Source organism: Brevundimonas nasdae, from assembly GCF_016654005.1.
Taxonomy (GTDB): domain Bacteria; phylum Pseudomonadota; class Alphaproteobacteria; order Caulobacterales; family Caulobacteraceae; genus Brevundimonas; species Brevundimonas nasdae.
Genome location: NZ_JAEPWN010000013.1, coordinates 12,881 through 36,010, shown reverse-complemented (window position 1 = coordinate 36,010; position 23,130 = coordinate 12,881). Strand labels below are relative to the sequence as shown.

Sequence of the window (23,130 nt, the reverse complement as noted above, 5' to 3'; positions counted from 1 at the left end):
CTTCGCCCGCGCCGTCGGCCCTAGGCGGCGATCAAGGCCTTGGCGCGTTCGAAGATGGCTTCGAACATCTCGGGCGTCAGGCGACCCGTGTTCGTGTTCAGGCGCGAGCAGTGGTAGGAATTCAGGATCACATAGCCGCCCGCTTGCCCCTCTGCGCCGTGACCGGCGGGCATGGCTGTGCCGGGGCGTCCGAAGGCCTTCAGGATGTTGCGGCGGGAAACGTCGCCCAGGGTCACGATGACCTTCAGATTGGGCAACAGCTTCAGCCGGTCGATCAGGAAGGGCCGACAGGTCGTCTCTTCGATGGGCAGGGGTTTGTTGCCGGGCGGAGCGCAACGGACCGCATTGGTGATCATGCAGTCCGTCAGCGTCAGGTCGTCATGGCCGTCCGGGTCATAGGTCCCATGCGCGAACCCCGTCTTCTTCAAGGTGTCGTACAGCAGCCAGCCTGCGTGGTCGCCGGTGAAGGGACGGCCTGTGCGGTTGGCGCCTGTGCGGCCCGGCGCCAGACCCGCTATCAGCAGCCGTGCGTTGGGATCGCCGAACGACGGGGCAGGGCCGTTCCACCAGTCGGGATCCTTGCGCGCATTCTCGTGGCGGTATTCAACCAGGCGCGGGCACAGCGGACAGTCGCGCGCGGGCTCCGGCGTCAGGCTCATTGTCCGCCGCCGCTCTTGGGGCGTCCGAACTCGCTCATCAGGTCATTGAGGTCCAGGAAGGCGTCGGCCTGACGGCGCAGTTCGTCAGCGATGTGCGGCGGCTGGGTCTTTTGGGTCGAGATGACGGTGACGCGCACGCCCTTGGCCTGGATCGACTGGACCGCGCGGCGGAAATCCCCATCCCCGGAGAAGAGGACGATGTGGTCCAGCGCGGGCGCCAGCTCCATCATGTCCACCGCGATCTCGATGTCCATATTGCCCTTGATGCGGCTGTGGCCCTGGCCATCGGTGAAGCGTTTCACCGGCTTTGTGACGACCGAGAAGCCGTTGTAGTCGAGCCAGTCGATCAGCGGCTTGACCGGCGAGAATTCTTCGCCCTCGACGATGGCCGTGTAATAATAGGCGCGTGTCAGAATGGACTTGGCCCGGAACCAGTCCAGCATCCGCTTGAAGTCCAGATCGTGCTGCAGGGCGCGGGCGGCGGAATAGAGGTTTGAGCCGTCGATGAAGATCGCCAGCCGGTCGGTGGAATGAAACATGGTCGAAGCCGTCAATAGGAATGAAGAAAATAGCGTCCGCGCCGACGCTCGGATCGACGTGGGAATCGATGAGACGCTGAACCTGAACGACGCAGTCATCGTGGCGCTGGGCTGCAATGACAAGGGGGTGTGGCCGTCAAATGAAGCTGTGCTGGAAGCTTCACTGGCCAGATTCCGCAGCGAGGGCGTCGATGTGTTGGCGCGGTCGTCCTGGTGGCGTTCGATGGCCTGGCCCGATCCGCAGGACCCGCCCTTTTTGAACGGCGTGGTGATTGTCCGCACAGAGCACGATCCTCACGAATTGATGGCGACGCTGGGCCGGATCGAAGATGCTTTCGGACGTGAACGCTCCGCCCGCAATGCGCCGCGCACGCTGGACCTGGACTTGGTGGCCTATGGGCGGCTTAGCGGCGATCTGGACGGGCTGATCCTGCCGCATCCGCGCGCGGCGGCCCGCCTGTTCGTCATGGGGCCGATTGCGGAGATTGCGCCCGATTGGGTGCATCCGGTCAATGGCCATACGGCGGCGAATCTGGCGCAGATGGCGTCAGTGGGGCGGGATGCGCGTCCCGTTCGTGCTGAGCACGGGCAAGCCGACTGAGGCAACGCCCAACTTCCGCCCCTCTGGCGTTGCAAAACATAGCCCCTATCTGTATTTGACGCGGTTCTCCCCCGCGTTCGAGGAATTTCATGGCCCGCGTCACCGTCGAAGACTGCATCGAGAAGGTTCCGAACCGCTTTGGTCTGGTTCTGCTGGCCGGTCACCGCGCCCGCAGCATCGCCAACGGCGCCGCCCTGACCATCGACCGCGATAACGACAAGAACCCGGTCGTCGCCCTGCGCGAAATCGCTGACGACACCGTCGTTCCGACCGAACTGCGCGAGACCATCATCACCACGCTGCAACGCGTCGATGAGCGCACGGAAGCCGAGGACGAAGCCGAAGTCGTCGCCCTGCTGGCCGAACCCCAGCACATGAACATGGCCGAGGCCGAGCTGATCCGCGCGCTGCAAAGCGACCGCGACGGCGGTCAGGAGGAGCGCTACTGACGCAAGAGGCATCCTCAGGCGTCACTATCTTGCCGGCGCGGACCGAGACGGTTCCGCCGGCGCACCAAGGTGCGAACAAAAGCGAATCAAAGACCGCTGGCGAGGAAACTCCGGCGGTCAAACGCGCACCGATCCTGCGCCAGTTCGAGTTGATCGAGGCCGTAAAGGCCTATGACCCCACCGCTGACGAAGCGCTGCTGAACCGCGCCTACGTCTATGCGATGAAGATGCACGGCTCGCAGTTGCGGGCCTCGGGCGATCCCTATTTCGCCCACCCGATCCAGGTCGCGGGCATACTGACCGACTACAAGCTCGACACCGCCACCATCGTCACGGCCCTGCTGCATGACGTGGTCGAGGATACGTCTGCGACGCGCGACGACATTGCGGAGATGTTCGGCGAAGAGATCGCCGTGCTGGTCGAGGGCGTGACCAAGCTGTCGCGGCTGGAGCTGCAGGCTGAGCATACGCGCCAGGCCGAGAACCTGCGCAAATTCATTCTGGCCATCAGCCGGGACGTGCGGGTGCTGCTGGTCAAGCTGGCCGACCGTCTGCACAACATGCGCACGCTTCAGTATGTGAAGCCGGAGAAGCGCGAACGGATCAGCCGCGAGACGCTGGAAGTCTATGCGCCGCTGGGCCGCTCCATCGGCATCCACTCGATCGCGTCCGAGCTGGAAGAACTGGCCTTCACCCATCTGAACCCCACCGCCAAGACCGCCATCGAGCGGCGTCTGGAGGCGTTGAAGCTGGAGCATGGCCAGGCCATCGAAGGTGTCTCGGGCGAGGTCGAGCGCGTCCTGTCAGAGGCGGGCGTCAAGGCGCGGGTCTTCGGTCGCCAGAAGACGCCCTATTCGATCTGGCGCAAACTGCAGCGCAAATCGGTCGGCTTCTCGTCGCTGTCGGACATCTACGGGTTCCGCGTCATCGTTGACGCCGAGGATGACTGTTACCGCGCCATGGGGGTGATCCACCGCGAATGGCCGATGGTGCCCGAGCGGTTCAAGGACTTCATCTCGACGCCCAAGTCGAACAACTATCGCTCGCTGCACACCACGGTCGTCGGCCCGCGCGGCCTGCGGATCGAAATGCAGATCCGCACCGAATCGATGGACCGGGTCGCCGAGGACGGGGTTGCGGCCCACTGGCGCTACAAGAACCAGTCCTATGGCTTCGACCGTGAAGCGATGGAGAAGGGCGGGGGACGCGACCCGCTGCAGAACCTGCGCCATCTGGTTCAGGTCATCGAGCACGGCGAAGGCGGCGAGGACTGGGTCGAACACGCCAAGCTGGAGATGTACCTGGATCAGGTCTTCGTCTTCACGCCCAAGGGCAAGCTGGTGACCCTGCCGCGCGGGGGGATGCCGCTGGACTTCGCCTATGCCGTTCATACCGAGGTCGGGGACACGGCGGTCGGGGTCAAGGTGAATGGCGAACTGAAGCCGATGCGCACCTCGCTGCAGAACGGCGACGTTGTCGAGATCATCCGCGGCGCCAAGCGTGAAGTGCCGGCCGACTGGCGCAGTCTGACGGTCACGGGCCGCGCGCGTTCGGCCATCCGCCGCCATATCCGCACATCCGAGCGTGACGAGTTCGTCAAACTGGGCCGCGTCGCGCTGCAACAGACGCTGAGCCGGGTTGAGAAGACCCTGGCCGAGGTGTCGCTGAAGCCGGTTCTCGAAAACCTGGCGCTGGCGGCGGAAGACGACCTGTTCGAGGAACTGGGTCGGGGGCGCCTGTCGCCCAGTTCGGTCGCCGAGACCCTGTTCCCCTCGCTGAAGGGGCGGCTGATGGCCGGGCCGGAGAAACAGCGGATCGAAGGCGGAACGGCGCGTCTGTTCGTGCGTGGCGGAGGGCTGACGCCCGGCGTCACCGTGCATTTCGGCCAGTGCTGCACCCCCGTGCCCGGCGACCGGATCGTCGGCATTCTGGAGCCCGAGAAGGGGCTGACGGTGCACACCATTGACTGCCAGACCCTGGCCGATTTCGCCGACGACGATTCCGTCTGGCACGATCTGCAATGGACGCCTCAGGCCGAGACGGACGCCGTGGCTGCCGCCCGCATCCGCGCCACAATCCGTAATGCGCCGGGCGTGCTGGGGCAGGTGACGACCCTGATCGGCGAGGCGGGCGGCAACATCATCAACCTGTCGATGGCGCACCGCCAACAGGACTTCTTCGACGTCGACGTCGACGTCGAGGTCGAGGACGCCAAGCACGCCACCATGATCATGGCGGCGCTGCGGGCCAATCCATCTGTTGATTCAGTAGATCGCGCACGGGGCTAATGACGCAAGACTTCACGCCGAACACCGCCCAGATGGCGTCGCCATCCTATCGCATGGCTGCTGTGGATCAGGACTTCGTGCTGAGCGATTCCATGCGCGGCGTGCGGTTCCTGATGGAGTACGCCAAGGCGGAAGAGGCCCTGCGGGCCTGGGGCGTGCGTTCGACCATTGTTGTGTTCGGCAGCGCGCGCATCCGTGAGGATCAGCCCTGGTACCAGACCGCGCGGGCCTTTGGACGACTGGCGTCTGAGCGTGGCGGCGCGCTGCGCGGCAATGTCGGCGAGCCGCGCGACAATGTGATCGCCACCGGCGGCGGGCCCGGCATCATGGAGGCCGCCAATCGCGGTGCGACCGACATCGGCGCGCCGTCCGTCGGGTTCAATGTCACCCTGCCGCACGAGCAGGCGCCGAACGCCTATTCGACGCCGGAGCTGACCTTCCTGTTCCACTATTTCGCTATGCGGAAGATGCATCTGGCGATGCGCGCCAATGCGTTGGTGGTCTTCCCAGGCGGGTTCGGCACCTTCGACGAACTGTTTGAAATCCTGACCTTGCGCCAGACCAACAAGGCGCCCGCCGTGCCGATCGTGCTGGTGGACAAGGCCTATTGGACCTCGGTCATCGGTTTCGAAGCCCTTGTCGAGCATGGGATGATCGCGCGCGCGGATCTGGACCTGATTGGTTTCGCCGAGGACGCCGAAGGCATCTGGGCCGAACTGCTGTCGCGCGGCCTGCGCCCACACGAAAACATCGAGTGAGGCGCCGCTAGAGGGTTCATTCGCGGGCGGTCAGGGTCTAAGGACGGCTTTTATGAACACCGAAGACGTACTCAACGAATTCCGCGACGCTGGCGCCCTGCGCGAAGGCCACTTCGTCCTGTCCTCCGGCCTGCACAGCCCGGTCTTCCTGCAGAAGAACCTGGTCTTCATGGACGGCGCCCGCTGTGCGCGTCTGTGCAAGGCGCTGGCGGACAAGATCGTCGCCACCGTCGGGCCGGTGGACGCCGCCATCTCGCCCGCTGTCGGGGGCATCATCCCCGGATACGAAACCGCAAAGCACCTGAACGTCCGTTCGATGTACGTCGAGCGCGAGGGCGGCGAGTTCAAGCTGCGCCGCGGCTTCTCGGTCGAGCCGGGCGAGAAGATCGTCATGGTCGAGGACATCGTCACCACGGGCCTGTCGTCGCGCGAATGCATCGCCGCCATTCAGGCTGCGGGCGGCGAAGTCGTCGCCGCGGCCTGTATCGTCGACCGTTCGGGCGGCAAGGTGGACGTCGGCGTGCCCTTGATCGCCCTGGCGTCTCTGGAAGTGCCGGCCTATCCGGCCGACGCCCTGCCGCCGGAACTGGAGGCTCTTCCGGTCGAGGATCCGGGCAGCCGTCGGCTGTCCAAGTAGAAAGGGACTATCGGGATGAAGCGTGAGCGGGTTCGCCTGGGCGTCAACATCGACCACGTCGCGACCGTGCGGAACGCGCGCGGCGGCATTCATCCCGATCCGGCGCGGGCGGCGGAAGCGGCGCTGGCCGCTGGCGCAGACGGCATCACCGCCCACCTGCGCGAAGACCGCCGCCACATCACCGACGCCGACATCGACGTGCTCAGCGCCCTTTGCGCGCGGGCCGGAAAGCCGCTGAACTTTGAGATGGCGGTCACCGACGAGATGCTGGCCATCGCCCTGCGCCACCGCCCGCACGCCGCCTGTCTGGTGCCGGAGCGTCGCGAGGAAGTGACGACCGAAGGCGGGCTGGCGGTCGCAGGTCATGAGGCGCGGATCGCGCCGGTTGTGAAGACCCTGGCCGAGGCCGGCATCCGCGTGTCCCTGTTCATCGAACCGTCCGAGAAACAGGTGGAGGCCGCCGCCGCCGTCGGCGCGCAGGTGGTGGAGTTCCACACCGGCCGCTACTGCCACCTGACCGATCCGGCCGAGCGCGAGATCGAGTTCGAGCGTCTGGCCGCCGCCGCCGCCCAGGCCGACATCCTGGGGCTTGAGGTCCATGCCGGACACGGTCTGGACTACGACACGGCGCCGCGGATGCTGGCGATCCCGGAAATCCGAGAGCTGAACATCGGACATTTCCTGATCGGCGATTCGATCTTCATCGGCCTGGACGGCGCGATCCGGCGGATGCGGGCGGCGATGGATGCGGCAAAATGATCATCGGCGTCGGCGCGGACCTGTCTGACATCCGGCGCATCCAGGCGTCGCTGGATCGGTTCGGCGAACGGTTCAAGCAACGCTGCTTCACCGACCTCGAACGTGAGCGTTCGGATCGCAAACCTGACGCCTCATGGAGCTACGCCAAGCGTTTCGCCGCCAAGGAAGCCTGCGCCAAGGCGTTGGGGACCGGGATGCGGGCCGATGTCTATTGGCGCGACATGGGGGTGGTGAACCTGCGCTCCGGCCAGCCGACCATGGCCCTGACCGGCCATGCCGCCGAACATCTGAAGCGTCTGACGCCGCCGGGGCATGAGGCGAAAATCCACCTGACCCTCAGTGACGAGCACCCTTACGCACTCGCCTTCGTGGTGATCGAAGCCTTGCCGCTGTCTTAATCGCGTTATACCCGTCAGCAGACGACCGCGCAGACGCGGCAAGGGATGCCTTAATCGCATGAGCGAAGACCAAAAGCCCAACGACGCCACTCCTGAGGAAGTGTTCGCCGCCTCTGAGGCCGACGCGCCCGTTTCGGCGGTCCAGGCGCCGACCACGGGGAACAGCACCGTCTATGCGGACAAGCCGAGCGGCAGGGAAAAGCCGTCGGCGGCCAGCGAAACGGGCGAAATCTTCAAGACCATCGTCTTCGCCCTGCTGATCGCCATGGTGCTGCGGATCTTCCTGTTCCAGCCGTTCACCATTCCGTCGGCCTCGATGGAGCCGAACCTGTACGAGGGCGACTACATCATCGTGTCGAAGTGGTCGTACGGCATTTCGAAACACTCGATCCCGTTCAGCCCGCCGCTGTTCAACGGCCGCATCATGGGCTCGGCCCCGAAGCGCGGCGACATCGTGGTGTTCAAACTGCCGCGTGACAACAAGACGGACTTCATCAAGCGCGTCATCGGCCTGCCGGGCGACCGGGTGCAGATGATCTCGAACAAGCTGTATATCAACGACAAGCCGGTTCAGGACGTCGTGGTCAGCACCCAGGAAGTGCAGGACATGTTCGGTTCGCACCCGGTGATCCAGGCGCGTGAGACCCTGCCGAACGGCAAGAGCTTCATGACCCAGGACTTCGGTCCCGGAAATGATCTGGACGACACCCCGGTCTATGAGGTGCCGGTCGGCCATTACTTCATGATGGGCGACAACCGCGACAACTCGATTGACAGCCGCGTCGAACAGTCCAGCGGCGTTGGCATGGTCCCGGCTGAGAACCTGGTCGGCAAGGCGCAGATCATCCTGTTCTCGTGGAAGCCGGGCGCATCTCTGCTGAACCCGACCACCTGGTTCAACGTCCGTCTGGACCGGTTCTTCAACGTTCTTCACTGATGGCGAATCTGAGGGCCGAGGCCGTCATGGCGCTGGAGACGCGCCTTGGTCACACATTCAAGGACAAGGCGCTGCTGGAGCGCGCCCTGACCCACGCCAGCGTCGGCGAGGGCGCGCCGGTGGGCATCCACGGGCCGCGCGATAACGAGCGGCTGGAGTTTCTGGGCGACCGGGTGCTGGGGCTGCTGGTGGCCGAGCGGCTGTCGAAAGAGTATCCGACCGCTGACGAAGGTCAGCTGTCCTCCAGCCTGCACGCCCTGGTCGACAAGACCGCCTGTGCGCGTGTGGGCGAGGCCTTGGGCGTCGGCCCGGCCATGCGTCTGTCGCCGGGCGAGACCAAGACTGGGGGGCGTCGCAAGGCGGGTGTGATCGCCGATGCGGTCGAGGCCATTCTGGCTGCGGTCTATCTGGACGGCGGGCTGGATGCGGCGCGTCGCTTCTTCGAGGCGGCCTGGGCGGCTGAGCTGGCCGCCCCGCCGTCGCGCACCGTGACCAATCCCAAATCCGCGCTGCAGGAATGGGCGCAAGGGCAGGGACGACCCCTGCCGACCTATCGCGTGGCCGAACGCACCGGTTCGGATCACGCACCGACCTTCACCGTGGAGGTCTCTGTGCAGGGCGTCGAACCCTTGACCGCGCAGGGGCGTTCGCGTCAGGAGGCGGAAAAGGCGGCCGCAACGGCACTTTTGAAACGTGAAGGCGTAATTTGACCGATATCGAAAACCAGCGGGCGGGCTTTGCCGCCATCATTGGCGCGCCGAACGCCGGCAAGTCCACGCTGGTCAACCGGCTGACCGGATCCAAGGTCTCCATCGTCACCCAGAAGGTGCAGACGACGCGCTTCCCCGTGCGCGGCATCGCCATGGAAGGCGACGCCCAGATCGTGCTGGTGGACACGCCCGGCATCTTCACCCCGCGCCGTCGTCTGGACAGGGCCATGGTCGCTTCGGCCTGGGGCGGCGCGCAGGACGCTGACGTGGTGGTCCACCTGATCGACGCCCAGTCGCACATCAACGCCGAAGGGCGTGACGGCACGGCCGCCGACCGACGCTCGGCCGAAGACACCGAAACCATCATCACCAACCTGCAGTCCACCGGGACCAAGGTGATCCTGGCGCTGAACAAGATCGACGGCATGCGCCGCGACACCCTGCTGGCGTTGTCGCAGAAGCTGTTCGAAAGCGGCGTCTATGAAGAGGTCTATATGATCTCGGCCGCCAACGGGGACGGCGTCGAAGACCTGAAACAGCGTCTGGCGCGCTCGATGCCCAAGGGGCCTTGGCTCTATCCCGACGATCAGGCCGCCGATGTGCCCGTGCGCGTGCTGGCCGCCGAGATCACGCGCGAGAAGGTCTATCTGCGCGTCCACGAGGAACTGCCTTATTCGGCGGCGGTGGAGACGACCAGTTTCGAGGATCGCGCCGACGGCTCGGCCCGGATCGAACAGACCATCTATGTCGAGCGCGAGAGCCAGCGCCCGATCGTGCTGGGCAAGGGCGGCCAGACCCTGAAATGGATCGGCCAGAAGGCGCGCGAGGAGCTGAACGAAATCCTGGGCCGTCAGGTCCACCTGTTCCTGACCGTCAAGGTTGATCCGAAATGGCAGGACAGCCGCGCCCTTTACGCCCAGTTCGGTCTGGATTTCGACGTCTGATTTTGCCCTGAGTTCCCGTGTTTGAAGTACCGCGTACCGCAGGGGGACATCCCCGGCTTGTCATAGGCGTCCTGGCGACGCTGTTCCTGGCCGGGGCTGTCTGGACGGGCGTGGCCACGGCGACGAAAATGCCCCGCGACGCCCTGATGGCTTCGTTGCGCCCTGACATGCCGCCGCGCCCGGAGGCGGTCGTGGTGGAGACGTTGCCCAAGCTTGCGGCGCGTCTGGACGCTGAGGCGGCGGCAGGGCGTTTCACTGGCGCCGTGCTGGTGGCCAAGGGCGATCAGGTTCTGTTCCGCCAGGTCTATGGCAAGGCCAACTACGAGCAGGGCAAGGCCATGAAGCTGGATTCCCGCTTCCGCCTGGCCTCGATCTCGAAACAGTTCACGGCGGTCGCGATCCTGAAGCTTCAGGACGAGGGCAAGCTGAAGACCTCTGACCCTGTCTGCAAATGGATTGATCCGTGCCCGGCGGCCTGGGCCGACATCCACATCGGCCAGTTGCTGTCGCATGACTCGGGCATTCCCGATCTGATGGCGCGCCCGGCCTGGGGCCTGCGTCGCGTGACCCATGCAACGATCGCGGAGCTGACCGAAGACTCCAAGAAATACCCGTTGCAGTTCGAGCCTGGAACCAAGGTCCGCTACAATAACGCGGCCTTCAATCTGGCCGCCGCCATCGTCGAGAAGGCCAGCGGCAAGCCGTTCGACGACTATATGCGCGACACCTTTTTCCAGAAGCTGGGCATGGGCGACACCGGCCTTGATCTGGATGGCGGGGATCACGGCGTCATCATGGGGTACGCCAATCTGCCGGGCGGTCTGGCGGCCCAGCCGAACGCCAACACCTCCATCGTGGCGGGCGCGGGCGCGGTCTATTCGACGCTGGACGACCTGCTGGTCTGGCAGCGCGCCCTGCATCGCGGGCATCTGTTGAAGCCGCTCAGCTATCAGGAGATGCTGACCGATCATGCCCCCGCCGACATGGTGCCGACCGAGCGCGGCCATGCGCGTCGCGACTGGGGCTACGGCATCTTCGCCAACAGCCTGGGCGACCGGGTCAGCCCCGCCTTCCACGACCGCCAGATCTATCACACTGGCAGCTGGGGCGGGTTCCGCAACCTGATGACCTATCAGCCCGACGCCGACGTGACGGTGATCGTCCTGTCGAACAACTACCATCTGCGTGACCAGGTGTTCCTGATCACGCAGCAGGCGATGGCCGAGGCGCTGGGCCGGGATTTCCCCACGACCCTGGCGCGGTGATCATGGCTTCATTGAGCCGGTCTCGATGAAGCGTTGATGCCAGGACAGGGCCTCGTCCAGCAGATGCGGCGACTGCAGGCCGTACGACCCCTTCAGCGCCCGCGCATAATAGTCGGCCAGGGCGTCGCGATAGTCGGGGTGGGCGCAGTTGGCGATGATGACCTTGGCCCGCTGTTTCGGCGACAGGCCGCGCAGGTCGGCCAGACCCTGTTCCGTGACGATGACCTGCACGTCCTGGGTGATGTGGTCGACATGGCTGGCCATCGGGACAATGGCCGAGATCTTGCCGCCCTTGGCCGTCGAGGGCGTGACGAAGCAGGAAATGAAGGCGTTGCGGGCGAAGTCGCCGGAGCCGCCGATGCCGTTCTGGATGCGCGAACCCATCACCTGGGTCGAGTTGACGTTGCCGTAGATGTCCGCCTCGATCAGACCGTTCATGGCGATGCAGCCCAGGCGGCGGATCAGCTCAGGGTGGTTCGAGATTTCCTGCGGGCGCAGGATAATCTTGCCTCTGAACTGCTCCATGCGGCTGTTCAGATCGGCGGCGGCCTCGGGGCTGAGCGAGAAGGCGGTGGCCGAGGCGACCGTCAGTTTGCCTGCGTCCAGCAGGTCCAGCATCCCGTCCTGAATGACTTCGGTATAGGCGGCCATGCGCTCGAACGGGCTGTCCAGCAGCCCCGCCAGGACGGCGTTGGCGACATTGCCGACGCCGGACTGCAACGGCAGCAGGGCGGCGGGCAGACGGCCGACCTTCACCTCATGCTTCAGGAACTCGATCAGGTGCCCGGCGATGGCCAGGGCCGTGGCGTCGGGCGCGGCGAAGGGCAGGTTGCGGTCGGGTGCGGCGGTCTCGACGATGGCGACGATCTTGTCGGGGTCGCAGCGCAAGGTCGGCTGACCGATCAGCTGATCGGCGCGGGTCAGGGGGATCGGCACCCGGTCCGGCGGCAGGGCCGTGCCGTAATAGATGTCGTGCATCCCCTCCAGGGCCGCGTTCTGCCAGCTGTTGACCTCCAGGATCACGCGCTCGGCCCGGTCCAGCCAGGTCTTGTTGTTGCCGATGGACGACGACGGCACCAGCGAGCCGTCGGCGTTGATGGCCGAGACCTCGATCACCGCCGTGTCCAGCGGGCCCAGCACGCCCTGCCAGACGGCGGGCGCCAGCTGGCTTAGGTGCATGTCCAGATATTCCATCTGGCCCGAGTTGATCTTCTCGCGCGCGATGGGGTCAGAGTTGTAGGGCAGGCGCAGTTCGATGCCGTCCGCCTTAGCCAGGGCGCCGTCCAGTTCCGGCCCTGTGGAGGCACCGGTCCAGACGTTCAGCCGGAAGCTGTCGCCCGCATCATGCGCCGCCTCGATTCGCGAGGCCAGTTCGGGCGGCACGGCCTTGGGATAGCCCGATCCGGTGAATCCGCTCATCCCGACGGTGGAGCCCGCCGGGATCAGGGCGGCGGCGTCCTGGGCGGACATGACCTTGGATTTCAGGGCCTGGCTGCGGATACGCGATGACATGTAGGGCTTTGGGCTGCGGCCGGGGAGGGCCTCGGAAGCGGTCGTGCTTAGGTCGCACGGCCTGGGTGATCCATACGCCTTTGGTCGAACTTGTTCTATCCGCAGGCCTTTCCTGTTGCCTGAGAACAGGAGTAGAACACGATCATGATTTCCGCTCTCGCCGCCTTGGTCCTGCTGATTGCCATCCCGCAACAGGCGGATGATCCGACCCGCGCGGCGGGCCTGGTCGTGGACCAGATGCATCAGGCGGCCGCGCGCGCCGACGGCCCCGCCTATTTCGAGACCTTCACCCCCGACGCCCGGTTCATCGGCACGGATGCGACCGAGCGTTGGACCCTGGCGCAGTTCCGCGCCTATGCCTCGCCCTATTTCTTGCAGGGCAAGGGCTGGACCTATCGGCCCCATGATCGGGTGACGACCCTGGCGCCGGGCGACTGCCGCTGCATCGTCTGGTTCGACGAACTGCTGGACAATGACGCCTATGGCCTGGTGCGCGGATCGGGCGTGGTGCGCCTGACCGAGGCGGGTTGGAAGATCGAACAATATGTCCTCAGCCTGCCCGTGCCGAACGACAAGGCCAAGGCGGTCGTGGCCCTGATCGCCGCAGAGCCCGCCGACTGATGGATTTTCACGAAGAAGCCTTCGTCCTGTCGGCGCGCGCGCATGGCGACACCGGCGCGGTCGTGGACCTGCTGACCGAAACCAATGGGCGGCGCTCGGCCTATGTGGCGGGCGGCGCGTCCAGGAAGATGCGGCCCTTCCTGCAGCCAGGCGCGCGGGTCGCGGCGGACTATCGGGCGCGGACCTCGGACCATCTGGGCGCGGCGCGGCTAGAGCCTATCGGCGAAGGGCCAAGCGCCCTTTTCGACGACGCCCTGGCCCTGACCGGGCTGGCGGCGGCGGCGGGCGTAGCCCAGGGCGCGCTGCCTGAGCGGGAACCGCATCCCGGCGTGTTCCTGGCGTTCGAGGCCCTGATGGCCGCCTTCGCCCTGCCCAGCGTCTGGCCCGCCATCTTCGTGCGGTTCGAGGCGGGGCTGCTGGACGATCTGGGCTTCGGGCTGGACCTGTCCCGGTGCGCGGCGACGGGCACGGCCGACGATCTGATCTATGTCAGCCCCCGCACAGGCCGGGCCGTCAGCCGCGAGGCGGGCGCCCCCTATGCCGACAAGATGCTGGCCCTGCCGCCCTTCATGCTGGGCGCACAGGCGGGGCTGATCGAGGGCGATGTGAAGGCCGGGTTCGACCTGACCGGCCACTTCCTCGAGCAGTTCGTCTTCCACCCCCAGAACAAGCCCCTGCCGCCCGCGCGGGTCTGGATGCTGGACAAGCTGGCGGAAGCGGAACGGCTGTAGGCCGTACTTTGAAACTCAGACGTCCAGTTCTTCTTTCACGAACTGCGCATTTTCCTGAATGAACTGGAAGCGCGCCTCGGCCCGCTTGCCCATCAGGCGTTCGACCAGATCCTGGACGCTGGACTCGGCGTCTGGGACGGTGATGCGCGCCAGGGTGCGCTTCTTGGGATCCATGGTGGTTTCCTTCAGCTGGGAAGCCATCATTTCGCCTAGGCCCTTGAAACGGCCGATCTCGGTCTTCTTGCCCTTGAAGGTCGTGGCCAGCAGTTCGTCGCGGTGGGCGTCGTCGCGGGCATATTCGCTGAGCGGGCCAGCAGAGATCCGGTACAGCGGCGGCAGGGCCATGAAGACCCGGCCCTGGCGGATCGTCTCGGGCATGACGCGGTAGAAGAAGGTGATCAGCAGCGCCGCGATGTGCGCCCCGTCCACGTCAGCGTCGGTCATGATGACGATCCGCTCGTAGCGCAGGTCGTCGATGTTGAAACGATTGCCCGGCTGGACGCCAAGAGCCAGGGCCAGGTCCGACAGTTCGACGTTCTGGCGCAGCTTGTCGGCGGTGGCGGACGCGACGTTCAGGATCTTGCCCCGCAGCGGCAGGATGGCCTGGGTCGTGCGGTCGCGCGCCTGTTTGGCGGAGCCGCCAGCCGAGTCGCCTTCGACGATGAACAGTTCGGTGCCCTCGGCGGCCTGACGGCTGCAGTCCGACAGCTTGCCCGGCAGGCGCAGCTTGCGGGTGGCGGCGGCGCGCTGGACTTCCTTGTCCTTGCGGCGGCGCAGGCGGTCCTCGGCGCGGTCGACCACGAAGCCCAGCAGGGCGTTCGCCTGTTTGGGGCTTTCGGTCAGCCAGTGATCCAGCGGGTCGCGCAGAAGCTGTTCGACCAGGCGGGCCCCCTCAGGCGAGGACAGGCGGTCCTTGGTCTGGCCCTGGAACTCGGGATTGCGGATGAAGACGCTGATCAGGGCGCCGGCGTTGGCGATGACGTCTTCCGCCGTGATGATGCCCGCGCGCTTTTCGTTGGTCAGTTCGCCGTAAGCTTTCAGACCCTTGACCAGGGCGGCCCGGAAGCCCGCCTCGTGCGTGCCGCCGTCTGGGGTCGAGACGGTATTACAATAGGACTGGATGAAGCCGTCGGACTCGCCAAAGCCGATGGGCGACCAGGTGACGGCCCATTCAAAGGCGCCCGCCTCGCCCTGACGCTCTGCGCGACCGGCGAAGGTGGGGGTGACGGTCTCAAGCGGGCCGATGCGGTCGGACAGGGCGTCGGCCAGACCCCCTGGGAAGTGCAGCAGTGCCTGGGCCGGGGTGGCGTCAGTGATCCGGTCGGGCGCACAGGTCCATTTGATCTCGACGCCGCGGAACAGATAGGCCTTGGACCGCGCCATGCGGAACAGGCGCGCAGGCTTGAAGGCCGCGCCCATGCCGAAGATTTCATCGTCCGGCTTGAACCGGATCAGGGTGCCCTTTTTCTTGGAGGGGCCGACCTGCTGAATGGGGCCGAGCACGTGGCCGCGGCTGAACGACTGGCGCCATTCGAAGCCGTCGCGCCAGACCGTGACGTCCAGATGTTCCGACAGGGCGTTGACGACCGACACCCCCACGCCGTGCAGACCGCCAGAGGTTTCATAGGCTTTGCCCGAGAACTTGCCGCCTGAGTGGAGGACGGTCATGACCACCTCCAGCGCTGACTTGCCAGGATGTTTCGGGTGCGGATCAACCGGAATGCCGCGTCCGTCGTCGCGGACGGACAGATAGCCGTCGGCATCCAGATCGACAGTGATCAGCTTGGCGTGGCGGGCAACGGCCTCGTCCATCGCGTTGTCGAGGACTTCGGCGAACAGGTGGTGCAGGGCGCGTTCGTCGGTGCCGCCGATATACATGCCGGGGCGTTTGCGGACGGGCTCCAGCCCCTCCAGCACTTCGATCGAGGACGCGGAGTAGCCGGTCGCGTTCGCCGCATTTGTCGCGGCCTGCACGGACGCGGGCGTCGGTGTCGGGACAGCAGGGGGCGTCGCCTGGGGCGCGGGCGCCGCAGCAGGCTTGGGAGGCTCGGGTTTGCGAGCTTCGGGTTCGTCGTCAAAAGCGAAGAGGTCGGCGGCCATTCACATAGTCTGAGGCGATTCGGGACCGGTTCTGGTAGGCCCGTGCAGCCGGTCGAGCAAGCGGCGCGCGCACCGGGATCGGATCATAGGTCATTGCGCGGGACATAATCGCCAGCATCAGGATCCACGGCAGGTTGGCGTGGGTCAAAAGAACGCTCTCCGAAAGGCTCAAGGCGGTGAAGACGGTCAGATAGGCGATGCTCCAATAGCCTTCGCGCGCGCCCATGCCGTTCAGGCGCACGATCACCAGAATGGCCGACACCAGCATGACTGCGCCGACAAAGATTGCGCCGGGCCAGCCCAACTGGACCAGAAGGTCGATCCAGCCGTTGTGCGCCGACGGCACGGGCCACTGGGTCTCCAGCCGGATTTCGCGCGCCGGGATGGAGTCCACGCCCCAGAAGGCGCTGAAGCCGTAACCGGTCATCGGCCGTTCGGCGACGCGGCGCATCAGGGCCTCCCAGATCAGGGTGCGCCCGGTCAGCGACGGGTCCTTGCCCAGGGCCTGCAGGATGGCGGCGGAATCCGTGTTCCACAGCCAGGCCGCCAAGCTGGAGGTGACGACCGCAAACCAGACCGCAACGATGGTGATGGCCGCGCCGCCCTGTTTCAACAGCCACCAGAAGCCGATCATGCCGACGCCCAGCAGCCAGCAGAGCAGGGACGTCTTGGACTGGGTCGCCATGACCAGCAGGGTCGTCAGGCCGAACGCCAGCAGCGGAACCCAGGGCTTGCGTCCATTCCCGGCCAGATGATCAGCGGCTAGGACGGCGGCGGACGAGACCGCGCCGACCACCATGACCAGGCCCATCTGGTTTTTTTCGTACCACAGGCCGCGCCACAGACCGGCGTTGTCCATCTGGTGCACGCCGATGCGCGGGAAGGCGAAGACCATGATCAGGCTGCCGATCGCCATGACCAGAGAGGTGTTCATCAACATGCGGGGCAGGGGGGCGCCTCTGAAGATGCACCCGACATAAACGGCGAAGGCGCTGTTGATCGCCATGGCGATGACCCGCCGACTGGTCACTTCAGGGTCGATCGACCAGTATTTGGACACATAGGCCAGGGCGATCAGGCCGAACAGGATCAGCCAGGCGGGCCAGGCGCGTATGATCTTCTCGAAGCGAAAGGCGATCAGGCCCGCTGTCACCGCATAGACCGGCAGCCAGACCATGCGCAGGATCGGGGTTTCCGCCTGATCCGGCGCCAGAACCGGGGCGATCAGGGCGCCGGTCATCATGAAGATGACAAAGCCAGCCGCCCACTGCTCCCACAGAGGCGGCGAATCATCAATCTGTCCAGGCGATGTGCGCACGTCCGAACATTGGCCGCGCCCGCTTAAGGAAGAGTGAGCGCAGGGGCAGGGCGCGCCTGCGCCGCCTGGGCGTCGGTGTTGCGCTGCATGGCGATATTGATGCCTTCCAGAAGCCGCTCCAGCACGACAGGCTTGGCAATGTGGCCGTTGGCGCCAGCATCCGTCCCCTGTTTCTGGGAGTCTGGATCGGCGTTGGCCGACAGCATGATGATGGTCGCCGGGCGCCTGGCCGTCTGATGCTCAAAGGCGCGGATGGCGCGGGTGGCGTCCAGCCCGCCCATGACCGGCATCTGCATGTCCATCAGGATCACGTCGAACTCGGTTTCCTGCACGGCGTCGAGAGCCTGCCGCCCGTCGTCGGCGTAGCGCAACTCCATCGTCTCATCGTCAAGCAGCAGGCCCAGAATGGTGCGGTTCGATGCGTGGTCGTCGACGACAAGAATCTTGAGCGATTGCATGGCTTCCAGTTCCGGTTCAGCGACAGGCTTGACGGAGTCGGCGGGGAGGGCGCGCGGCAGTTCGATCTCGAACCAGAAACGCGATCCTGCACCCGGAGTGCTGTCGCAATCCAATTCTCCGCCCATCAGTTCGACCAGTTGACGGCAGATCGACAGACCCAGGCCCGTACCACCGAAGCGGCGCGTGATCGTACCATCCGCCTGTTGGAAACGCTCGAAAATTTTCGACTTTTGTTCGGCGTCGAAGCCGACGCCGGTGTCGGCGACAATGAAACGCACGCGGTCACCCGTGGTCGCCTGGGCGGACAGGTTGACCTGGCCCTCATCAGTGAATTTCAGCGCATTGCTGATCAGATTATTCAGCACCTGACTGAGGCGGACGTGATCGCCAATAGCCCAACGTGAGATGTCCGGATCAGCCTCGATCTCGATTACAACCCCCTTCGCCGCCGCCTTCTGTGACCACAGGGCCTGAATGTCTGTGATCGTCTCGCCCAGATTGAAGGGCAGGGGTTCTATTGCGATTTGACCAGCCTCCATCTTCGCGTTGTCGAGAATATCCGACAGAAGACGTTCCAGCGTAGTGCTCGACGAGCCGATGATGCGGACCATATGCGCGGCTTCGTCGCTCAGGTCAGCCTTGCCCAGCGCATCGGCCATTGCGACCACGCCGTTCAACGGCGTGCGGATTTCATGGCTCATATTGGCGAAGAAAGCTGCCTGGGCTTCGTGGACCTGGCGCTCACGGCGATTGGCGGCGGACAGTTTTTTCGACAGCCGGACCTGTCTCCAGAACATGGCGGCGATGCCGACGCCGACGATGGCCAGGATGGCGACCAGCCAGCGCTGGGCGTTGATCACCTGAAGTCTGAGACGGTTCTGAGTGGTGGCGGCCTGAAGCTGTTCATCAATCCCGACCACGATCTGTTCGGTGGCGGAGGCGGCGGATTTCGTGGCTCTGGCGAAACGATCAAGATGATAGTCGCGCAGCGCCGGGACGCCCCGCGCATAATCACCTTCGGCGATCATCAGTTCGGCTTCGGACCGTCGCACGGCGGGCATGCGCGTCATCTGACCATTTTCGATAAGCCGGTGGATTTCGGCCACGTCGCGTTTAGCCAGGGCGACCTTACCGGTGCGCGCATAAGCCGTGGCGCGGATCGGCAGCATCGCAACGACCGTCGATCTGGGCGCATTCAGGTCCGACCCGAACGGCGCCAGGCATTTCAGGGCTGCGGGCCAATCCTCGCGCGCAACCGCAGCATAGCCGCACAATGTGCCTGCATAGGCGGCGGCCTCCGGCGTATTCGTCTTTTCCGCCAGGCGTCTATAGGCCTCGACCAGCGCCAGAGCGTCGTCATGCCGCGAGAGAAAGCCCAAGGACTGGGCCAGATTATAGAGGCTGTCGTAGCCCGGGTTGGGGTAGCCCGAATCCGCCATATAGGTTTCGGCCCGATCAATGGCGCGCAGATAGCCGGGCACGTCATCGATCATCATGTGAGCGAGCGACACCGTGGTCCAGACTGAGGCGCCGACGCTGCCCACGCTGGCCTGATCCGCAGGGATCATCGGCGCCACGCGGGCCAGCAGGCGCAGGGCGTCGGCGATCCTCTGTTTGTCGATCAGCATGCGGGCCACAACGCTTTCGGCCGCGATCCTTGTCAGCCAGTCCGTCTGGATCGCTGCGAAAGCCTGCATTTCGTCCAAGCTTACAGCATCATCACGCAAGTAACGGATATGCATGGCGTTAACCATGGCGACGCCCCGGTAACGCGCATCGTTCTGGCGTTCGGCGGAGCGGCGCATTATCGCGTTCCAGCGCTCTGCGGCGATGTAATCGTCCTGATTGATCAGAACCCAGATGACGTGTTGCAGGCGGCTGAGACCTTCATCGCCAGGGCGTCCAGCTGCGGCGCGGCCAAAGGCTTCGAGATCTTCGAACGATGTTTTCGAGGCCCGACGTTCAACCCGTTGGGCATGGGCGACGACGGGGCTGCTCACAGCGGTCTTCGACGTATCAGACGCCGCTAGGCTTTGGGTTGAGACAGCGGAGCAGCCGAAAACCAGAAACAGGAACGCTGGAAAGATCGCGAAACGAGCTGCCATAATCTTCTCCCGATTACGCATCTGTAGCTCGCAAACATAACTCAAAGCTTAGCTGGCCGTCTTGCGGCCCGCTCAAACCCACGTCGCTGCGCTGTTTGAATGGCTGCGCAGCGGGGCATCGAGCTATGTTACATGGAGTGGTGCAACACTATCGAACTGGTGTTCCCTTCGCAGACTGCACATGTTCGGAAACTGTTGCAGCCATAAATGGCTGAATTAACACCGAAAATAATGCAGTTTGAGAGAAGCGGCCGTTGCGCTCGGCGACAGCGCTTGTGTTGCAAACCTCAACGCGCTCAGGGCGGCTGCAGAGGCGCGATGGGCACGAAACACTAGACGTAGATAGGTTGTGGATAAACGCTAGAAGCGAAGACGGAGGTCCGCTTCTGACTCAAAGCGGCCCTCCAGAACAGCCGCTTTTGGTCAGGGTGACTGCCCCAAACTGTGGGCTGCTCGCTAGCTAGGCGCTGGCGAACAAGTCCGGCTGGGCCTGCAGGGAGCCTGCAGGCATGGTTCGTACAGGCGGCGCGAGCCGCCACTTCGGTGGAAAGAAGAGTTCAAGCGATGTCGATGAGGGACGGTAGCGAGCCTTTATCCGCGACCGATTGCTTGCAAGCTCGGGCGCGGCCTCTCTGCAGTATTTATCGGTCTCGCAGAAGAGACCCTGACAGTCGATTGCATGCAATGGCCGCCCGAACAGGCCAAGAAATGGCAGATCTAGCCGCTCGAACTCAGCCTCCTGCTGGTCGACCATCAATTTGATCGCTTCGGAGGGCGTGTAATCGCCTAAGTCCTCGAATACTTTGGCTAGGCCGCGCACAGCTCCCGGCCCGGCCTGCGTATAGTCATTCTCACTGAAATCCGTGAGTTCGGAATAGTTGAGATCAACTGCTGTCTGATAGGCCATAAACGGACCCATGAGAGGGTAGCCCTCAAGCGTTCGGACGATGCTCTCGAAGGCGTTCGCGCCGATCAGCCGATCCGCGACGGCGTCCTGCACGAACATCTTCTCAAACAGGGCGGCATGGTTGTGATGTTTCTCGTCGTGCCCAAACGCCTTGTTCGCGCACAAAATGAAGGCTCCTGTGTACAGGCCACCGTCCTCGCGCTTGATCTGATTGAGCGCGGCAACAAATCTGCCGTCCGCCAAGTCTTGGATACGCGGTGGCCCGTCCAAAAGCGTTGTCAATTTCTCCCAAGTACGGATCTTGCTGAAGGTCCTAAAGGCGACGATCTGAAAGGCGCGGTCAGCGGGACTGCCGGCGTCCTCGGCGTAGCAGACGTTCCGGATCATATACTGCGAGACTCGATCAGCCGCACGGTACACGTTGCAGAATTTAAACTCCTGCAGGATGGGATCGTCGGACCAAGGCGCGCATTTGCCCGCGAGACGACGTTCGAACGCAGCCTGCCGTCTAGAGGCGAACCGCCAATACAGCTCGTAAACGCCGCGCCGAGGCTTCGGCTTCTTGCGTGTCTTGATGACTATCATCACGAGGACTGCCGAAGAAATACGCCGGTGCCGTGCAGGTTGAAGAATCGGGGGTCGCCGAGAAGGCGCTTGGCGGCCACGCGTTCGCCCAAGGTGTACAGAAAACGGTCCACACCGGTGAAGTGGTCAAACACTATGGCGCCGCCAGGGACGATCTGATTTTGAACGGCATCGAGCGCTGCGGTCGCCGAAGTATAGTTGTCGGTATCGATGAACGCCAGCACGATATCCCGGTCCGCCAATCGGGATGCAGTTTTGACGATATCGCCGGAGATGATCTCGACGTTTCGTCCCGCGAGATACCGGCGCGCTGCGGCTTCGTCCAGAAAGACGCAGTCTGGGTGGGAATACATGTCCAGAGGACTGCGGGGCGAGGGAAAGCCGTCGAAGGTGTCAAACCCGACGACCGGCCAGTCCTTGCCCAGGCGCTCGGCGAAACGAGAGAGCAGCATGGTTGTCCCACCCCGGAACATTCCGAACTCCACGATCGTCCCGTCGAGGCCCAAGCGCGCGGCGTTCTGAAGGACCTGCCATAGATGGATTAGGCAGTTCGGATATCCGTTCGCGAAGGAGGGCACGAGCGCGTTGGCGGTTTCTTGCTCAAAAGTCGGATCACGGTATCGGAAGTGATCGAACCCTCCAATGAGCAGCCGAACGCTCGCCTCGATGTAGGGTAAAGCCGCCTCGATCAGCGCCTCCTTGCGCTTGTCCGAAGCTACGATCAGGACCTCGGGGCGATCGCGCACCAGCGCCTCCATCGGTCGGCAGCGGAGCCCGGCTTCGTGAGGCGTGTCGTAGACCCCTGTCAAACGGGCGCCCAATCCCCCAGCGTTCAGCCAGGCCTCGATATCATAGGCGGCGGGGCCGACGCCCAGGATGCCGAGAGTGTCGGTCTCGGGGCGAGCTGACAGCTCCTGCTTGAGAGTTTCGAGCAGCGTCGACAAGTCGTCGGGGCTCATATCAATGCTACGCGGCGGTGGGGGTTTCATCTCGCGTACTCCATTGACGAATGAACGCCGAAAGGACTTGAGGCTGAGACTGCGCGATCGCCCCGACCAGCCGCGCCGCATGAACGCGCAACCGCCCTGCCGCGGCGATGCGCGCCTCGAGGTCCGCTTCCGCTTCGACTTTGGGCCATAGGTCTTCGAAGCTGTCGACCGCCGCTGCCAACTCTCGGTCGACCTCGTGGTCGGGCGAAGGCGTCACCCCCGCATGGCGGAGCGCCACGGTGAAATCGTCGTCGAGATCACTATAGGCCCTCGCCGCACCTTGCAGGCCGATGCGCTCAGCCAGCGACGGAACCTGTTCCGCTAGAAACAGCTCATATTTGAGCGCGTACACCACCAGGTCGATTGCCGTGTCGAAGAGCGTCTCACCGGCGAGATCCACTCCAGAGCTGCGGAAGTGTCCGAGCCGATCGACCTTGCGCGCAATGTTGGGGAGAATGCTGATACGCTCGCCGCGCCGCTTCCAAGCCGCGCCGTAACCCGCGTTTTTCTCTCGATGTAAACAATCCATAGCCTGAATTAGACCATTAGTGAGGGAGGGCCGGTGCGTCGCCCGAGCGAAGTAAGCGCGCGCGCAGGGCTGTGGGATGTCGTCCAGCAAGCTCGGCAGACGCCGCGCCAGGCGTTCATAAGTCGCCGCGGTAAAATCGTCGTCCGGGCACGCATGAAGTTCGTTCTTCAGCCTGTCTTCCGTCCAGATTTCGGCTCCCCATTTGAGGCGAACTATCCGAAGCGAGGCGAGGAGGAATGGATCCGACGGCGCACTGTCGATCGGCCAGATGTCGGGGTCTTGGCGAACGCGCGCTTCGGCCGCGAACCATTCTGCAAGGGCGGCATCCAT

At 64.5% G+C, this 23,130-nt stretch carries 22 protein-coding genes; 13 read left to right on the top strand and 9 right to left on the bottom strand.

Annotation, left to right across the window (positions count from 1 at the left end):
• Positions 1-20: 20 nt before the first annotated feature.
• Positions 21-659 (bottom strand): uracil-DNA glycosylase, encoded by a 639-nt coding sequence (locus JKF87_RS16220; protein ID WP_201100927.1) that lies wholly within the window; start codon positions 657-659, stop codon positions 21-23.
• On the bottom strand, positions 656-1,198 hold the full coding sequence (locus tag JKF87_RS16215) for a LabA-like NYN domain-containing protein (protein ID WP_201100926.1): 543 nt from the start codon (positions 1,196-1,198) through the stop codon (positions 656-658). Before JKF87_RS16215 ends, JKF87_RS16220 begins: the two co-directional genes overlap by 4 nt.
• Here JKF87_RS16215 and folK point away from each other — a divergent pair.
• From folK to JKF87_RS16160, 11 genes are all read left to right on the top strand, one after another.
• A complete protein-coding gene (folK, locus tag JKF87_RS16210; protein ID WP_201100925.1) occupies positions 1,197-1,799 on the top strand; it encodes a 2-amino-4-hydroxy-6-hydroxymethyldihydropteridine diphosphokinase in 603 nt (200 codons plus the stop codon). The two genes, JKF87_RS16215 and folK, sit on opposite strands and share 2 nt — an antisense overlap.
• An 89-nt stretch (positions 1,800-1,888) precedes the next feature.
• Positions 1,889-2,248 carry a DNA-directed RNA polymerase subunit omega gene (gene rpoZ / locus JKF87_RS16205; protein ID WP_201100924.1) on the top strand — a complete coding sequence of 120 codons (360 nt, stop codon included), beginning with the start codon at positions 1,889-1,891 and terminating at the stop codon, positions 2,246-2,248.
• A gap of 131 nt (positions 2,249-2,379) precedes the next feature.
• Complete coding sequence (locus JKF87_RS16200; protein WP_201100982.1) at positions 2,380-4,536, top strand: RelA/SpoT family protein; 2,157 nt, start codon at positions 2,380-2,382, stop codon at positions 4,534-4,536.
• Positions 4,536-5,294 carry an LOG family protein gene (locus JKF87_RS16195; protein WP_236261451.1) on the top strand — a complete coding sequence of 253 codons (759 nt, stop codon included), beginning with the start codon at positions 4,536-4,538 and terminating at the stop codon, positions 5,292-5,294. The genes JKF87_RS16200 and JKF87_RS16195 overlap by 1 nt, the downstream gene beginning before the upstream one ends.
• A gap of 52 nt (positions 5,295-5,346) precedes the next feature.
• Positions 5,347-5,931, top strand: coding sequence for an orotate phosphoribosyltransferase (gene pyrE, locus JKF87_RS16190; protein ID WP_201100923.1), 585 nt, complete (start codon positions 5,347-5,349; stop codon positions 5,929-5,931).
• 15 nt (positions 5,932-5,946) lie between these two features.
• Positions 5,947-6,690, top strand: a complete 744-nt coding sequence (locus JKF87_RS16185; RefSeq protein ID WP_201100922.1) for a pyridoxine 5'-phosphate synthase — start codon at positions 5,947-5,949, stop codon at positions 6,688-6,690.
• Positions 6,687-7,088, top strand: coding sequence for a holo-ACP synthase (acpS, locus tag JKF87_RS16180; protein WP_201100921.1), 402 nt, complete (start codon positions 6,687-6,689; stop codon positions 7,086-7,088). The genes JKF87_RS16185 and acpS overlap by 4 nt, the downstream gene beginning before the upstream one ends.
• Before the next feature lie 58 nt (positions 7,089-7,146).
• Entirely contained in the window at positions 7,147-8,025 is an 879-nt protein-coding gene (gene lepB, locus JKF87_RS16175) for a signal peptidase I (RefSeq protein WP_201100920.1), read from the top strand.
• The gene (rnc, locus tag JKF87_RS16170; protein WP_201100919.1) at positions 8,025-8,735 is read left to right on the top strand and encodes a ribonuclease III; all 711 of its coding nucleotides are present in this window, start codon (positions 8,025-8,027) and stop codon (positions 8,733-8,735) included. Before lepB ends, rnc begins: the two co-directional genes overlap by 1 nt.
• Positions 8,732-9,679, top strand: coding sequence for a GTPase Era (era, locus tag JKF87_RS16165; protein ID WP_201100918.1), 948 nt, complete (start codon positions 8,732-8,734; stop codon positions 9,677-9,679). Before rnc ends, era begins: the two co-directional genes overlap by 4 nt.
• Positions 9,680-9,807: 128 nt before the next feature.
• Entirely contained in the window at positions 9,808-10,944 is a 1,137-nt protein-coding gene (locus JKF87_RS16160) for a serine hydrolase domain-containing protein (protein WP_236261450.1), read from the top strand.
• Here the strand turns inward: JKF87_RS16160 and JKF87_RS16155 are convergent, their stop codons facing one another.
• Positions 10,945-12,456: an acetyl-CoA hydrolase/transferase family protein gene (locus JKF87_RS16155; protein ID WP_201100916.1), complete on the bottom strand. Its 1,512-nt coding sequence runs from the start codon at positions 12,454-12,456 to the stop codon at positions 10,945-10,947.
• Positions 12,457-12,600: 144 nt separating this feature from the next.
• Here JKF87_RS16155 and JKF87_RS16150 point away from each other — a divergent pair, with 144 nt between their 5' ends.
• Together JKF87_RS16150 and recO are read left to right on the top strand one after the other, a co-directional pair.
• On the top strand, positions 12,601-13,077 hold the full coding sequence (locus tag JKF87_RS16150; protein WP_201100915.1) for a nuclear transport factor 2 family protein: 477 nt from the start codon (positions 12,601-12,603) through the stop codon (positions 13,075-13,077).
• The gene (recO, locus tag JKF87_RS16145; protein ID WP_201100914.1) at positions 13,077-13,808 is read left to right on the top strand and encodes a DNA repair protein RecO; all 732 of its coding nucleotides are present in this window, start codon (positions 13,077-13,079) and stop codon (positions 13,806-13,808) included. Before JKF87_RS16150 ends, recO begins: the two co-directional genes overlap by 1 nt.
• Before the next feature lie 15 nt (positions 13,809-13,823).
• On the opposite strand, the gene JKF87_RS16140 is transcribed toward recO, so the two are convergent.
• From JKF87_RS16140 to JKF87_RS16115, 6 genes are all read right to left on the bottom strand, one after another.
• Entirely contained in the window at positions 13,824-15,908 is a 2,085-nt protein-coding gene (locus tag JKF87_RS16140; RefSeq protein WP_201100913.1) for a DNA topoisomerase IV subunit B, read from the bottom strand.
• Complete coding sequence (locus JKF87_RS16135) at positions 15,883-17,226, bottom strand: O-antigen ligase family protein (RefSeq protein WP_201100912.1); 1,344 nt, start codon at positions 17,224-17,226, stop codon at positions 15,883-15,885. Before JKF87_RS16135 ends, JKF87_RS16140 begins: the two co-directional genes overlap by 26 nt.
• A 23-nt stretch (positions 17,227-17,249) precedes the next feature.
• Positions 17,250-19,685 carry an ATP-binding protein gene (locus JKF87_RS18600; protein ID WP_201100911.1) on the bottom strand — a complete coding sequence of 812 codons (2,436 nt, stop codon included), beginning with the start codon at positions 19,683-19,685 and terminating at the stop codon, positions 17,250-17,252.
• A 565-nt stretch (positions 19,686-20,250) separates the two neighbouring features.
• Positions 20,251-21,282 (bottom strand): nucleotide kinase domain-containing protein, encoded by a 1,032-nt coding sequence (locus tag JKF87_RS16125; protein ID WP_025977035.1) that lies wholly within the window; start codon positions 21,280-21,282, stop codon positions 20,251-20,253.
• Positions 21,282-22,241 carry a class I SAM-dependent methyltransferase gene (locus JKF87_RS16120; RefSeq protein ID WP_025977034.1) on the bottom strand — a complete coding sequence of 320 codons (960 nt, stop codon included), beginning with the start codon at positions 22,239-22,241 and terminating at the stop codon, positions 21,282-21,284. Before JKF87_RS16120 ends, JKF87_RS16125 begins: the two co-directional genes overlap by 1 nt.
• Before the next feature lie 7 nt (positions 22,242-22,248).
• On the bottom strand, positions 22,249-23,130 hold the full coding sequence (locus JKF87_RS16115) for a hypothetical protein (protein WP_201100910.1): 882 nt from the start codon (positions 23,128-23,130) through the stop codon (positions 22,249-22,251).

Coding starts and splice junctions, on each gene's coding strand:
- JKF87_RS16125 (WP_025977035.1), bottom strand. CDS start 21,282: ATGATAGTCATCAAGACACGCAAGAAGCCGAAGCCTCGGCGCGGCGTT.
- JKF87_RS16115 (WP_201100910.1), bottom strand. CDS start 23,130: ATGGATGCCGCCCTTGCAGAATGGTTCGCGGCCGAAGCGCGCGTTCGC.
- JKF87_RS16185 (WP_201100922.1), top strand. CDS start 5,947: ATGAAGCGTGAGCGGGTTCGCCTGGGCGTCAACATCGACCACGTCGCG.
- JKF87_RS16120 (WP_025977034.1), bottom strand. CDS start 22,241: ATGAGCCCCGACGACTTGTCGACGCTGCTCGAAACTCTCAAGCAGGAG.
- JKF87_RS16140 (WP_201100913.1), bottom strand. CDS start 15,908: ATGGCCGCCGACCTCTTCGCTTTTGACGACGAACCCGAAGCTCGCAAA.
- rnc (WP_201100919.1), top strand. CDS start 8,025: ATGGCGAATCTGAGGGCCGAGGCCGTCATGGCGCTGGAGACGCGCCTT.
- pyrE (WP_201100923.1), top strand. CDS start 5,347: ATGAACACCGAAGACGTACTCAACGAATTCCGCGACGCTGGCGCCCTG.
- lepB (WP_201100920.1), top strand. CDS start 7,147: ATGAGCGAAGACCAAAAGCCCAACGACGCCACTCCTGAGGAAGTGTTC.
- JKF87_RS16150 (WP_201100915.1), top strand. CDS start 12,601: ATGATTTCCGCTCTCGCCGCCTTGGTCCTGCTGATTGCCATCCCGCAA.
- JKF87_RS16215 (WP_201100926.1), bottom strand. CDS start 1,198: ATGTTTCATTCCACCGACCGGCTGGCGATCTTCATCGACGGCTCAAAC.
- rpoZ (WP_201100924.1), top strand. CDS start 1,889: ATGGCCCGCGTCACCGTCGAAGACTGCATCGAGAAGGTTCCGAACCGC.
- JKF87_RS16155 (WP_201100916.1), bottom strand. CDS start 12,456: ATGTCATCGCGTATCCGCAGCCAGGCCCTGAAATCCAAGGTCATGTCC.
- JKF87_RS16220 (WP_201100927.1), bottom strand. CDS start 659: ATGAGCCTGACGCCGGAGCCCGCGCGCGACTGTCCGCTGTGCCCGCGC.
- recO (WP_201100914.1), top strand. CDS start 13,077: ATGGATTTTCACGAAGAAGCCTTCGTCCTGTCGGCGCGCGCGCATGGC.
- JKF87_RS16160 (WP_236261450.1), top strand. CDS start 9,808: ATGCCCCGCGACGCCCTGATGGCTTCGTTGCGCCCTGACATGCCGCCG.
- JKF87_RS16195 (WP_236261451.1), top strand. CDS start 4,536: ATGACGCAAGACTTCACGCCGAACACCGCCCAGATGGCGTCGCCATCC.
- folK (WP_201100925.1), top strand. CDS start 1,197: ATGGTCGAAGCCGTCAATAGGAATGAAGAAAATAGCGTCCGCGCCGAC.
- acpS (WP_201100921.1), top strand. CDS start 6,687: ATGATCATCGGCGTCGGCGCGGACCTGTCTGACATCCGGCGCATCCAG.